Origin of the sequence: Streptococcus sp. oral taxon 431, from assembly GCF_001553685.1 — a bacterium.
Taxonomy (GTDB): domain Bacteria; phylum Bacillota; class Bacilli; order Lactobacillales; family Streptococcaceae; genus Streptococcus.
Window position 1 is genome coordinate 1,849,059 of record NZ_CP014264.1, and the last position, 13,037, is coordinate 1,862,095.

General features: G+C 33.8%; 12 protein-coding genes. All 12 read right to left on the reverse strand.

The genetic code is table 11. The annotated features are described in order from the left end of the window. Positions 1–4 precede the first annotated feature (4 nt). Genes AXE83_RS08710 through cpsA form a run of 12 tightly spaced genes read right to left on the reverse strand, consistent with a single transcriptional unit; the run spans position 5 to position 12,851 of the window. Complete coding sequence (locus AXE83_RS08710) at positions 5–1,444, reverse strand: lipopolysaccharide biosynthesis protein (RefSeq protein ID WP_083501010.1); 1,440 nt, start codon at positions 1,442–1,444, stop codon at positions 5–7. Positions 1,445–1,461: 17 nt separating this feature from the next. Further along, positions 1,462–2,622 carry a CDP-glycerol glycerophosphotransferase family protein gene (locus AXE83_RS08715; RefSeq protein WP_060956153.1) on the reverse strand — a complete coding sequence of 387 codons (1,161 nt, stop codon included), beginning with the start codon at positions 2,620–2,622 and terminating at the stop codon, positions 1,462–1,464. After that, positions 2,600–3,841 carry an O-antigen ligase family protein gene (locus tag AXE83_RS08720; protein WP_060956154.1) on the reverse strand — a complete coding sequence of 414 codons (1,242 nt, stop codon included), beginning with the start codon at positions 3,839–3,841 and terminating at the stop codon, positions 2,600–2,602. The genes AXE83_RS08715 and AXE83_RS08720 overlap by 23 nt, the downstream gene beginning before the upstream one ends. A gap of 6 nt (positions 3,842–3,847) precedes the next feature. After that, a complete protein-coding gene (locus AXE83_RS08725; RefSeq protein WP_060956155.1) occupies positions 3,848–4,726 on the reverse strand; it encodes a glycosyltransferase family 2 protein in 879 nt (292 codons plus the stop codon). Continuing rightward, positions 4,727–5,419 carry an acyltransferase gene (locus AXE83_RS08730; RefSeq protein ID WP_060956156.1) on the reverse strand — a complete coding sequence of 231 codons (693 nt, stop codon included), beginning with the start codon at positions 5,417–5,419 and terminating at the stop codon, positions 4,727–4,729. After that, on the reverse strand, positions 5,409–6,680 hold the full coding sequence (locus AXE83_RS08735; protein WP_060956157.1) for a glycosyltransferase family 4 protein: 1,272 nt from the start codon (positions 6,678–6,680) through the stop codon (positions 5,409–5,411). Before AXE83_RS08735 ends, AXE83_RS08730 begins: the two co-directional genes overlap by 11 nt. Then, a complete protein-coding gene (gene cps2T, locus AXE83_RS08740; RefSeq protein WP_060956158.1) occupies positions 6,677–7,849 on the reverse strand; it encodes a beta 1-4 rhamnosyltransferase Cps2T in 1,173 nt (390 codons plus the stop codon). The genes AXE83_RS08735 and cps2T overlap by 4 nt, the downstream gene beginning before the upstream one ends. 36 nt (positions 7,850–7,885) lie before the next feature. Continuing rightward, on the reverse strand, positions 7,886–9,256 hold the full coding sequence (locus AXE83_RS08745; protein WP_060956159.1) for a sugar transferase: 1,371 nt from the start codon (positions 9,254–9,256) through the stop codon (positions 7,886–7,888). Positions 9,257–9,277: 21 nt separating this feature from the next. Continuing rightward, positions 9,278–9,961: a tyrosine-protein kinase gene (locus tag AXE83_RS08750; protein WP_060956160.1), complete on the reverse strand. Its 684-nt coding sequence runs from the start codon at positions 9,959–9,961 to the stop codon at positions 9,278–9,280. A gap of 10 nt (positions 9,962–9,971) precedes the next feature. Next, on the reverse strand, positions 9,972–10,664 hold the full coding sequence (locus AXE83_RS08755; RefSeq protein WP_060956161.1) for a CspC family polysaccharide chain length determinant protein: 693 nt from the start codon (positions 10,662–10,664) through the stop codon (positions 9,972–9,974). 8 nt (positions 10,665–10,672) lie between these two features. Beyond that, complete coding sequence (gene cps4B / locus AXE83_RS08760; protein WP_060956162.1) at positions 10,673–11,404, reverse strand: capsular polysaccharide biosynthesis protein Cps4B; 732 nt, start codon at positions 11,402–11,404, stop codon at positions 10,673–10,675. A 1-nt stretch (position 11,405) separates the two neighbouring features. Continuing rightward, complete coding sequence (gene cpsA / locus AXE83_RS08765; protein ID WP_060956163.1) at positions 11,406–12,851, reverse strand: LCP family glycopolymer transferase CpsA; 1,446 nt, start codon at positions 12,849–12,851, stop codon at positions 11,406–11,408. Positions 12,852–13,037 lie beyond the last annotated feature (186 nt).

Sequence of the window (13,037 nt, forward strand, 5' to 3'; positions counted from 1 at the left end):
TACCTCACTGTTTTTTTATCATGACTATCGAACTCATTATCTTTCTCCTCTTTAAAAAACATCCTCCTAGGATGAGTGAGATAGCAATATAACGAATCAACACAAATGGATAAATAATCACGATTAGTAGCATTAGAATCAGAAGAAGAAACGAAAAAAAGAAAATATATCGAGAATCATAAATTTGGATACCCGAAAGATTCTGATACAATACTCTTCTCATAAAAATGTAATGTCCCAACGCAAATAAAATATAACAGAATAAAGTTGTATAGCCTGCCGCAATATAGCCAAAGTGTTTTATAAAAATAAAATTCAAAAAAATATTCATAATTGCTCCACCTATTGAAGCCCACATTACAAAATGATTTGCTTCAAAGTAAAACTCAATGTTACCAAAAATGGGATATAAGAACATGAAATAAACTGAAAGAGCAACTGGAGGAATAATCCATATTGCTTCGTAATATTGTTTTGGTGCAAATAATTGAATGATTTCTGGTCCAAGAGAAATAGTTAAAATCGAACCAATGCCTACCAGAGTAATTAAAAGATTTGCACTTTTCCCTAGTTCAGTATATTTCTTATCTCGAATACACTTATATGTGTAAGGAATAAAAGAGCTGTTTATAGCACTTGTCACTAAAACCATCAAAGTTGATATGCTGTAAGCAACACTATAAATAGCTGCTTCTCCCATTCCTACCATTGAATTAATCATTATTCTATCCGATTGGTTTAAAACTGATTGCGATAAATAATGAGGAATAAGAGGTAAATTAAAATTCAAAGCATAGAGCCAATATTTTTTACAAAAAAAATATTTACCTCGGTAAAGGTTCAAAACATAGAAATATAATCCTATACAAGATTGAACTAACACAAATGAGATAACTCTAGCCTCCGCTTTATAAGTCGATAAAACAACTGAAGAAATACCAATAATAGGGCTTCCAATCACTATAATAAATGTGATAAATACTAAGTTTCGATATTGATATTCAAATCTCTGACGCGCAGCCCAAAAAGAATAAGCAGGAGTAAAAAACAAATCAAAGAACATCACTAAGATTAGTAGCGTAGGTAAACCTAACAACGAGTTCCAAAAATCAATCCCTATTAAATATATCACTAAAAATATAGCTGTAACTGTTGTTGTTAGTCCCTGCATAGAGGAAGTAAAGGCGTTTTTATCTTTCTCGTATTTAACCATTCCATTATTAAAAACTCCATAATATAGGTTTAGTGTTGCAAAAACTCCAATTATTGAATACCATGATTGATATACAGAGTATACACCATATTGTTCCGTTGTCAATAATCTAGTAAAAACTGGAACAGTAATCATTGAAATTCCTTTTTGAAGAACATTGCAAATAGTAAACCAAATTGAAGCTTTTACAGGATTAGATAAAGAATAATACTTATTTAATATTTTTTTCATTACAGATTCCAATAAAGTTATAGATTTAGTACGTGATTAATGATTTTTTCAGAAACTGACTTCTGAGTTTCACTAGAATAAAAGAAAGTTTTAATATTTTCACGCTGTTCCCTATAATCATCTTTTCCTACATATAGATTTTGCAAAGTCACTAATAATTCATCAAAGTTTTGACATTTCTCCCCTGGAGTAACCTTCTCATATGGAAAATATAGCGAACGATCCATCCTCAAATAATCATCATAATCATAATTAAAAAATATAATTGGACGATTCAACAATAAGTAGTCAATATAGCAGCTCGAGTAGTCAGTTATTAAGATCTTTGAATATTTGAGTAATTCTTGAGCATCGACCTTCTCATTTGTCACATCAATTATTGATGAATATTCTTTCTCAAGTGTTTTTTCTTTTGAATGATAGAAGTGTTTTTTTATTACAAAAATTGAATTTGTTTCTTCACACCATTTATTTAATCGATTTAAATCCATTAAATTATCTAGATTAATTTGTTTCTTTCCTTCATTGCGATGCGTCGGCATATATAAGATAATATTTTTACTTTTTAATTCTTGTATTAGTGAACTTGCTGGATAAGACTTATCATAAAAATAGTCATTTCTAGGCTGACCAAGTTCTAATATATGAGATTTCTTTACGCGAAAAGCCGACTGATAAATTTGAGTTATTGCAGTACTAGTGGAAATAACAAAATAGTTTCGAAGAGGAATTTTTTCTACCAAAGTCACTAGTTTACTACGGTTGTGAAGTGCTGAATGTTTATCATCATACATGATTTTTTTCAAAGGAATGCCATGCCAAAGGTTAATTAAAAAAGCACCACCAATCAACCTACTATTTTCTACTCCGATATCAAAAATACCTGTAGCTGTAAAAATATATTTAGCTTTCTTTATAATTTTATGAGTTTCACTCTCATCTGCCATCATCACAGGATATTGTTTCTTCTGTAATTCTTTAAAAACATCTTGATTACTCGTAATCCATATAGCTTTTAAATCGGGACGATTCTTAATCACATACTCAAACAAATATCTTGGATTATCTGCATATTTTTCACCCAACCATGATCCAAAAATCAGTATTTTCTCACATCTTGGAAAAGTTGAGGTATAAAGCAGCATTAACATAAATTTAATTCTTTTTAAAATCTTCATCTAATTCTCCATGATTATTACTAAAAAGTGCAAAATAAAGCAAGAAGGTAGCCTGTGAAACAGAAAAAAGAGGACCATTTACAAAATATGTGGTAAATAATATAACCACAGCAAGACCTTTTATAAAATTAGAATCTTGGGTATTATTAATATACTTGCTATAACCAAATAAACTAAGCACCCATAAAACGAATAGTATGACCCCACTAACACCAAAAACAAGTAAAGTAGTGAAATATCCATTATGTAAAAAAAGAAGATACGGTAAATCACTTACCAAATACGCATATTCTCCCATGTATAAAACTGTTCCAAATCCTCCTCCTAAAATTTGCTCAAAAAAACTTGAAGATTTGAAATGATTTAAGGCAGAGTACATTTCATATCCACGCCAATTCCATATGATATCTTTATGGGACCATGACGATTTAGAAAACGTGATTTCCGTCATTGATTGAGATGTTTTATTATAAAAATCTATGACTAAATTTGGAAAATATAAATATAAAACACCTACACCTGCTAATATCAATGTTCCTGCAAATATTATTTTTTTAATATTTTTCATATTTTTTTCAAATCCTGAAAAAAATACTAGAATTAATAAAATAATAAAATGTGTCCTAGAAAAATGTATCAAAATCGAGATTGTAAACAATAGTACCAAAAATCTCTTAAAATTTTTGCTCAACTTTATTTCTCTAGAATAAAAAAGAACTAAATACAGTGCAATAATTGGTACATAGGAACCTCGACCAAATTCTGACCGTAAACTATATAAATCAACAATTTCCTTAGTCCTAGATAAGAAACTAATGATTGATCCTATTAAATCATAAGAAGATAATAGAAATGCTGTTATAACAATTGATTCCTTAATATTTTTTGGCTTGCAAGATAAATTCTCTTTATTTGACAGAATATATCCAAACTGCCAAAAAAATAGAGGTAATAAGTAATAAATAAAGTGCTTTACAAAATTAAATACTGTATTTTCGTTAATTATTACATTCACAATACCTATAAACAGCCCCACTATTAATAAAGTAAAATAATATTTCGCTCCTGGAATTGAAATAGGTAGTCTCCCTCCACGAACTAAAACATAGTATAGTAGAATAAATAGTAATAAAAAAAGATTTGTTTCTTTAGAAAAAAGTTCTGAGCTCGATAAGATTAAAATTAAAATCCAATTATATTTACTAAAGTTAATAACCATAAAAAACTATCCCTTTCGTCTAACATAATCTAGTATCGAATATTCAATGGTAGATAAAAACATGAATAGTTTTAGGAAAATTTTTTTCAAAAAGCTAATATTTTGATACGTCACATTATAGTAATAACGAGCATTATATAGTAAAACTATCTGTTCTTTTTTCTTTTTATATCTCTCATTTATAGAAGTTGAATGATTGTGGTAATATTTCGCTTCAGGCAAAATACCTATTTTTTTATTTGCTCTTTGTAACTTTTTAGCTAATATTCTCTCTTCACAAAAAAGAAATACAGATTCATCAAAATAACCAACATCATGAAAATCAGACAGTCTTACAGCAAAAAACGATCCTTTAACAAGATCTACATCTATTATGGATGATTTAATCATTGACAAATTGATATCTTCTTTTTTTCTTCGCAATTTTCTGGTTAAAAACAGACAATCAAGTAAGTCATCGTAATAAGAATTTTCATGCCAAACAATTGGCAAATCTATCTCCTTCATGGCATTATATTCTATACCTGATAGAAGTGCATATGAACTATTTTTATACAAATTTTGTGCAATCATCAAGGAATCTTTTTCATCAATATCAACGTCTGGATTTGAAATGAAAAGAATATCAACTCCCATATTATAAGCTATTCGTGCTGCAACATTATTCCCAACAGAATATCCACCATTTCTTTGTGTTTGATAAACTGAAATTTTCTCTCCCTCAAGTCTTTTTAAATACGGGTATGAATCATCTGTTGATAAATTATCCACTATTATCACAGATTGAATATGCTGAAATGTTGCAACTTTCTGTGCTAAACTCGCAGTATCTTCCCAAGTATTATAATTTAATATCGCATAAGCAGCTTTAATTTCTTTCCCCATTTAACATCCTATCATTTTTATAATTTTAGCTGGTACTCCAGCAACAATAACGTTATCTGGAAAGTTTTTCGTAATTACAGAATTTGCAGCTACAACACAACCTGAACCGATGCTGGATCCATCCAAAAAAACAGCTCCAGCACCAATCCAACAATTATGTCCTACTGATATTCCCTTTCGAGATACACCTTGTTCAACAATGAGTTTATTTAAATCACTATAATTATGATTTTCAGCATGAAAACGAACATTCTGACCTGCGATAACATTATCACCAATTGTGATACCTCCAGCAGAACCAAATAAACTATATTCTGAAAAAGATGAGTTCTTACCAACTTTCAAGCCAATCCCCATATTTTTTATAGAACCTGTGCCAATAATTTGAGAATAATCTCCAATCTTCACATTATCTGCAAAACGGATTCCTTCTTTCGACAGTGCATCTATAGACACGTTTTTACCAATTCGAACATTTTTCCCAACAAATAATTTACGCTTTGCTAAGATAGAAACTCCTTGTCCAATGAACAAACGCTTCCCTTTTTGACCAAATCCGATTCCACGTACAAATCCACGAAAGAGTCCAAAACCATAGTTCATGCCTCTTTGTAGTATATACGATAAGGGTACATCAGGATGAATGTCTACTGTTTTTCCAGTAATCTTGTTTATTAAACTCTCAACTTTCATTTATCACTCTTTCATAATACTGAATCACTTCTATTGAGTGTTCATCTATAGTTTTTAATTTTGTATTTTCTATTTCATTTTTAAAAACTTTAACTACTAAGTCATTCTGATTTTTAAAAACATGTATTTCTGGAAGTAAGTCTTTTGATCCAACATTTTCACTCACAAAAACATTTACCCCATAGGATAATGCTTCTATTGTTATCAATCCAAATGTTTCCTTCCACTTACTTGGAACAATAAGAATATCAATGTTTTCATAGACACTATCGATCGTTTCCTTGGTAAAATATCCTTTTTGTTCAATGAATGACGGACACTCTTCATTCGGTAAATGTCCATAAGTTGCTACTTCATATGACTCTAGGTCTAAAATTTCAGCGAATTCAATAAAATCAAAATATCCTTTATATTCTTCATCTGGACCAATATAAGCAACTCTAATTTTATCATTTGTAGTTGTTAATCTCTGATGCTGTTTAATTGAACTATTTGTTATAGCTAATACTATACTATTAGCTGGTTGAATCTCATTTATCTCATATACATTCTTTGCTAGACTACTATTAAACAAATAACCATCTATCAAATGGAACATCTCATTATAATAGTGTCGAAGCTCACTATAATCTTGCTCCTCAATAACATCTCGAATAACTAAATTCTTTTTAGACTTTGGATTTTTCCCTAATAGTTTCAAAAGTTTACGAATAGTAGGATAAAATGAAACCTGAAAAAGTCTTAGTTTTTTTACACTTAAAGCATTGGAAGACATAATATTCCATGTTAAGTTTGTATTTTTATCACTATAATCCACCCCATTAAAATAGAAATGAGGTACGGGTGCTAATCCATAATAATCATGACTCGTAAAAACCACTTTAATATTCAAGTTTTTAGCAATTTCGAGGAATTCTTTATGCAATCCCATAAACGAATGAATATGTATAATGTCAGGTTGTACTTCTTCTAAAAAAGTACGATAAACATTTTTATCACAAGATGTCAGGAAAGCAGTTGGATTGGATATCCCTCCAAATAAAGCTAGAGGTAAGCTATTAAGCAGTTCATAACACTCAAACTGTCTTGATGATACCTTCTTTATTCCTACTTTTTTTGAAAGCAACCTAATATTTCCAGGATATAGGGCAGCTACTTGATAACCTTGAGCAATTTGCTCTAGCATTAAATCCTCAGCATATTTAACCAAACCACCTGTTCGCTGGGGTTGAAATCCTAAAGTATAATGTAATATTTTCATATTTTAAATAAATTCTCATAGTCTGTAACAATCTTTTCCCAAGTGAAAGCATCTGCAATTCTCTGATTTGATTGTCTATCTAACTCATCAATCATCTTTTCATCAAATTGTTCAACTTCCTCAATCACTTGTGATAGTTCGTCTTTTTTCCAATAAATGGCACTATCCTCACCAACTTCTCGGTTAAAACCAACATCGAGTAGTAGGTTCAACTTTGTTGATTCCAAAGCTTCAAGTAGCGAAGGATTGGTTCCTCCAACTTCATGTCCATGGAAGTAAGCATAGGCGTTTTCTCGAATATACTTCAGAAGTTCTTGATCGTAGACTGTTCCAACAAATTTCACTCGTGGATCTTTATCAAATCCAGTACTTGCTAATAGCTGATTATAAAATTTATTCTGTTCTACATTTGTGATTAGGACAAAGTCCTTCTTAGAATTAGATGCTAAAAACCCACGAATCATAGATTCATAGTTGTTTTCTGGTACAAAACGTCCTACAACTAGGTAATACTCGTTTTCAGAAACATTCTTCTCTTTGAACCAAGTACGTACTTTTTCATCACTACTTTTTAATGTAGAGCGTGTTGTATCTGTCCCATAAGCGATATAGGTTGTCTTAGGTTGATACTGTTTATAATCTTCTTGAATATATTTTTCAATATTCTTACTATCACACACTAAAAGATCTGCATGTTTGACCATAAGACCTTCAGAAATTTTCCAGTAGCGACGAACAGGAGCACTCCACTTAGCTCGCAACCACTCATGACCATCCGGATTAACCAGAAGAGTCCCACCTATTGCTTGAATTTTTTTCTTGATTCCATGGATAAATGGTCCAATGCGACAAGCTAAAATATAGAAGATAGGAGCTTCATCCTTATTCTCTTTAGCAATTTCAATCGCTCTGTTAATTGCAATGATATCATATGCTATGGCTCGGGCTGGACCAATATTAGGTACATCGATGTTATAACAGATAGCACCGTTATGTTCAAAAACATCCTCAGTAATCCCTGACTTTGCAGAGTTTTCACGCATACAAGCTACATAATATTGAATATTCTTATCTTGTTGAAAGGCTGTTAATTTTTCAACAAAGGTTTCGAATCCCCCATACTTAGCAGGAATCCCTTTTGACCCTACAATATAGACAGTTTTTTTCATGTTACTCCTAATTTATAGACAGGAGCATAGGTAAAATTACTTCGCTCCATCTCTCATCAACACAACTTTTACAGTTTTTAACAATATTTCGAAATCTTTCCAGATGGTCCAATCATCGATATAAGCCACATCCAGTTTCACGACTTCATCAAAGTTTGTAATTTCACTTCGACCACTAATTTGCCACAAACCTGTAATACCAGGTTTGAAGCTGAGACGACGTTTTTGTTCAGGTGTGTATTTTTCGTACTCATCTAGAGTTGGTGGGCGCGTACCGACTAGACTCATGTCGCCAATCAAAACATTCCAAAATTGTGGCAATTCATCCAAGCTAGTTTTTCGGATAAATTGTCCAATCTTTGTCACTCGAGGATCGTTATCGATCTTAAACATACCACCTTGCATCGTATTTTGATCCATCAATTGTTCCTTGATCGCTTCTGCATCAATACGCATTGAACGGAACTTATAGAAGGTAAAGTGACGACCGTTTTTCCCGATACGAGTCTGGGAAAAGATTGCAGGTCCCCCATCTTTACGAATCATAGGAACTAAAACTATGCTGATAATACCACAGATGATAAGCCCAACGATAGCTCCACAAATATCAATAACGCGCTTAGCAATGACATGACTAGGCTTGTAAAAATTCGTAGAAAAGGTTACTACATTCAAGCCAGCCATTTCGTGAATCTGTTTATTGCGACCTAGGTTTTTATCGAAAGCGTTAAGGTTGACTGTTACATCGATCCCCATTGTTTCAAACTGAGAAATAATAGCTCCAATGTCGTAGTCCTCACTAGGAAGATTGACAAAGACTTCATCAACTACTTCATGCGTTGTATAAGTAAGCAATTCCTCGCTTGGCACAACAAGGATCTTTTCATGAGTGAATTCTGGCTTATCTAAAACAGATACAGCGACCAGTTTCCCTTGCACATCGTTAGCTGTTAATAATCGGTCCAGTACCTTTTCAGTACGTGATGTTGCTGTGATCAACAAAATCTTACGACTACCCTTCAAATTATGGTTAAAGGGTTTCCAATAACGCTTCACAAAGAAACTGAGTAGATAATTTAAAACACCATACAAGGAAAGCAGATAAAGCATTCCTCGTCTAGAAATTACAAATTTCTCTTTTAGGAAGAAACTTGAAAAACTAATCAACAAGGCATAAAAGAGGATGTATTTGACCGTTTCAACTAGTTCAACATACTGACCTCGTTTGAAAAAATCCTTACCGTAGCCACTAATGTAGAAGGCTGCAAAGTGAAGGAAAAAAAGGACAAATACTGTATCTAAAACAATATCAGTTTCTGAAATTGCAATCAGTACATAAGCTAAAAAACTAACAAGTATACTCTGTAAGAACGCTAGAGTTACATTGTAGAAACCCCTTCCTTCCATACTGGTCTCCCTAACTTCATTTTATTTTTTTCCATAGGATCCGTAAGAGCCATAAGAACCATATCTTTCACGTTGAACATCAAATTTATTCAAAATCACACCCAAAAATGGTGTCCCAGTGTGCTCTAACTGACTTTTAGCTTTTTGAATTTCTCTTCGTTTTGCCACACCAGCTTCCGCGACCAAAATAGATGCATCACATTTTTGGACGATAATGGCTGCATCAATTACAACTCCGATCGGTGCCGTATCGACGATAATATAGTCAAAATATTTGTGCAAGGTTTCGATCATACTTCCAAACTTATCACTCTGAAGGAGAGCCGTTGGATTTGGAGAAACTGCTCCTGACTGGATCATAAATAAATTTTCAACGTTTGTCTCACAAAGGCCATTTGACAAATCCTGAGTGCCAGCTAGATAATCTGTCAAACCAGTAATTTTTTCTCTTGACTTGAATACTCCTGACATGACTGAGTTTCGGATGTCGGCATCAATCAATAGCGTCTTGTAGCCTGCACGCGCAAAAGCCCAAGCAACATTTGTGGCTGTTGTAGACTTTCCTTCGCTAGGGTCAACTGATGTAACAGCAATAACCTTTAAGTTATTTCCACTCAGTTGTATATTTGTACGTAAAGCATTGTAGTACTCTTCTGCTTTTTTTACAGAGTTCAGTTTTTGTTGTGATAATTCTAACTTTGCCATAAGTTCTCCCTTACTTTAATTTATCCATATCTGGAATGACTCCAAGGAGTGAAATTTTCATAACATCTTCGATATCTTCTGGACGTTTAACACGGTCATCTAGTAGCTCAACTAGTAAAACCACGACAATCACCAAGCCTGCACCAGCACCGATTCCCATTAAGGTATTGCGACGGATATTTGGTGATGATGGTCCAGTAGCTGGACGAGCTTCTTCAAGAGTCGTTACATCCGAAACTCGAGTAACTGCGATGATTTTCTGTGCTGCAACTTCTCTAAGTGCATTTGCAATACGACTTGCTTCATCTGGTTTATGGTCGCTAACTGAAATAGATACGATACGTGTATCTGCAGGAACCGTTACCTGAACCTTCTTAGACAATGTTTTTGCATTGATGGTCAAGCCTAGATCAGAAACCACCTTCTCAAGAACATCTTGGGAAAGAATGATCTCACGGTAGTCCTTAACCAAGTATGTTCCTGCTTGTAGATCCTGATTTGTCAAACCTGGTTTGTCACTTTGATTTCGATTGACCACATAGATTCGCGTTGTACTTCTATACTCAGGTTTGACCACAAAACTACTATATGCAAATGCAGCAGCTCCTGTCACGATAGCTACAAGAAGGATTAGTAGCTTCTTTGCCCATAGCGCCTTTAACAACTGAATAACGTTGATTTCAATAGTATCTTGTTCTTTCATTTTTACTCCTATATTATTTGATCTTTAATGACTTTTTCGGGATTTTTCACGAAAAGTTCCCGAGCCTTATCTTGGCCATATTTTTTGCTCACTATCTCATAAGCCTCTCGCATATAAGGTGGACGACTATCTAGATTATGCATATCACTAGCAACTATATGGACCAAATCCCTCTCCAAGAAATAGCGAGCACGCTTTTTCATAAATTTATAAGTATCACCAAACAATTTTGGTTTGAGGATGCTCGAACTATTGACCTGTGTATAACATCCCATATTGATAAGGTCTCTAACCCTTTTTTCGTTGTTTTCCAAAGCATCATAACGTTCTATATGGGCAATAACAGGGGTTATTCCCAACATCAAAACATTGGTCAATGCGCTATGGATTTCACGATAAGGAGTGTTCATACTGAATTCGATCAAGGCATAGCGTGTGTCGTTTAATTGTGGAATCTGTTGATTCTCTAATTTGTTTAAAGCATCACTGCTGTAATAGATTTCCGCTCCATACAAGATGGTGAAGTCGGGACCAATCTCCTTAGCCAACTCCTTGACAACTTTAAAATTTCTTGCAATGTCCTCCTCTGGTGTTTCAAACATCCCCTTCCGACGATGGGAGGTCGAAACGATGGTACGGACTCCTTGGGCATAGGCTTCCTTCAGAAGTGCTATACTCTCTGCCTTATCCTTTGGGCCATCGTCTACATCAAAAACTATGTGTGAATGGATATCAATCATCTTATTTTCCTTCCATGATATCTTTGATTTCTGTTTTGAGTGTCTCCAAGCTATTTGGATCGACCTCTAGCATATAAAGGTTGCTGTCAGGCATGGCATAGGAAGGAAGATCCATACGACCAGTTCCCTTTAGATCTCGAGTGATGACAGTATATTTTCCTCCACTTGCTAGTTGGGCATTCACTAAACTCACCATGGTTTCAGGAGGCATATTGGTTTGTACAGAATCTTGCAATCCTTGCATAATACCATCAAAATTCTTCAAGGCTTCTGCTGAAGTTAATTTTTGAATAATGGCTGCAATGACTTTTTGTTGATTACGCCCACGATCTCCATCGCCATTGGTTAAGGAATAACGTTCACGAACAAAGCCTAGAGCCTGCTCAGAGTTTAGATGAACATTCCCAACAGGGAAGTGATAGTTCCCATGAAGAGATGTGAAGTCTTGATCATTATAAACATCGACACCACCTAAGAGGTCAATTAATTTCAAGAAGGAAGTGAAGTTGAGTCGTGCATAGTAATTTAGATCAATTCCATAGAGATTTTCTAAGGTATGAATGGAAGCATCCACGCCATAAATACCTGCATGGGTCAATTTATCATTTTGGTTATTGCCACCATCAGCTATGGGCACATAAGCATCCCTAGGCGTTGTTGTCAGGAGAATTTTCTTGGTCTCTTGATTGACCGTCATAATGATATTGACATCCGAACGAGATACGGAGCTAATCGGTCCGTATGTGTCAATCCCACTGATGTAGATATTAAAAGCCTTGTTTTGAGAAACTTTAGGCGCCTCAACGCTCTTGGTTAGTTCTTTGGTATAAATCTTCTTGATCTTTTTGGCATGGTCTGGATACTCTTGTTCGATCAGATTTTCAAAGACACTGTTCAAAACAATTGCCTTGGTCTCTCCAGCTAAGAGACTCTTATAAGCTGCAAGATAGGAAGAACTATCTTCAACCGTTAAGTCTTTACTCTGACTTGTCTTAATATCATCGAGCAATTTTTTGATATTCTCTGCATCTGTTTTGGTTGGGGCTGCCACACTGGATAATTCTGAGACATTTCCAATCTCGCTATCCGCCAAAACTGCAACACTGATGGAGTAACTAGAATAGTTAGAGGTTGCATTTAATTGATTTGCTAGGCTAACGAATTGATGAACTCCAATCAAAGAAACTGCGTTCACAATGACCAGAACCACGAGTAAAATCATGGTGAATACCTTGGCTTTTCTCTTTAAAATCAAAAACAAGGCTATTAGCGCAATCAAGATCATAGCGATGGCTATAAGGACATTGGCATAGCTAATCGCTAAAATATGATATCTGAATATTAAAAACAGCAAAAAACAAGCAAGCACGACATATGCAAACAACAAAATGATATTGATGTTTTGTTGAATCTTGCTCGTTTTTCTTTCTTTTGAATGTATACTCAACTTACACCTCTACAAAGTATTTTTTATTTTAATTATATCACAAAGTGGTACTGGATACCATCAACATACACTTGGTAATCGTTTTTATTTACCTTAAAAACAAGAATAGTAAATCCCAATGATAAAATGGCTAAAACTTTACTTAAAAGAGGTTTCTATGTTAAAAAGGCCGGGGCAAAAATCCCG

Excerpts from the sequence above, each read along its gene's own strand:
- AXE83_RS08710 (WP_083501010.1), bottom strand. The coding sequence starts at position 1,444 with ATGAAAAAAATATTAAATAAGTATTATTCTTTATCTAATCCTGTAAAA.
- AXE83_RS08715 (WP_060956153.1), bottom strand. The coding sequence starts at position 2,622 with ATGAAGATTTTAAAAAGAATTAAATTTATGTTAATGCTGCTTTATACC.
- AXE83_RS08720 (WP_060956154.1), bottom strand. The coding sequence starts at position 3,841 with ATGGTTATTAACTTTAGTAAATATAATTGGATTTTAATTTTAATCTTA.
- AXE83_RS08725 (WP_060956155.1), bottom strand. The coding sequence starts at position 4,726 with ATGGGGAAAGAAATTAAAGCTGCTTATGCGATATTAAATTATAATACT.
- AXE83_RS08730 (WP_060956156.1), bottom strand. The coding sequence starts at position 5,419 with ATGAAAGTTGAGAGTTTAATAAACAAGATTACTGGAAAAACAGTAGAC.
- AXE83_RS08735 (WP_060956157.1), bottom strand. The coding sequence starts at position 6,680 with ATGAAAATATTACATTATACTTTAGGATTTCAACCCCAGCGAACAGGT.
- cps2T (WP_060956158.1), bottom strand. The coding sequence starts at position 7,849 with ATGAAAAAAACTGTCTATATTGTAGGGTCAAAAGGGATTCCTGCTAAG.
- AXE83_RS08745 (WP_060956159.1), bottom strand. The coding sequence starts at position 9,256 with ATGGAAGGAAGGGGTTTCTACAATGTAACTCTAGCGTTCTTACAGAGT.
- AXE83_RS08750 (WP_060956160.1), bottom strand. The coding sequence starts at position 9,961 with ATGGCAAAGTTAGAATTATCACAACAAAAACTGAACTCTGTAAAAAAA.
- AXE83_RS08755 (WP_060956161.1), bottom strand. The coding sequence starts at position 10,664 with ATGAAAGAACAAGATACTATTGAAATCAACGTTATTCAGTTGTTAAAG.
- cps4B (WP_060956162.1), bottom strand. The coding sequence starts at position 11,404 with ATGATTGATATCCATTCACACATAGTTTTTGATGTAGACGATGGCCCA.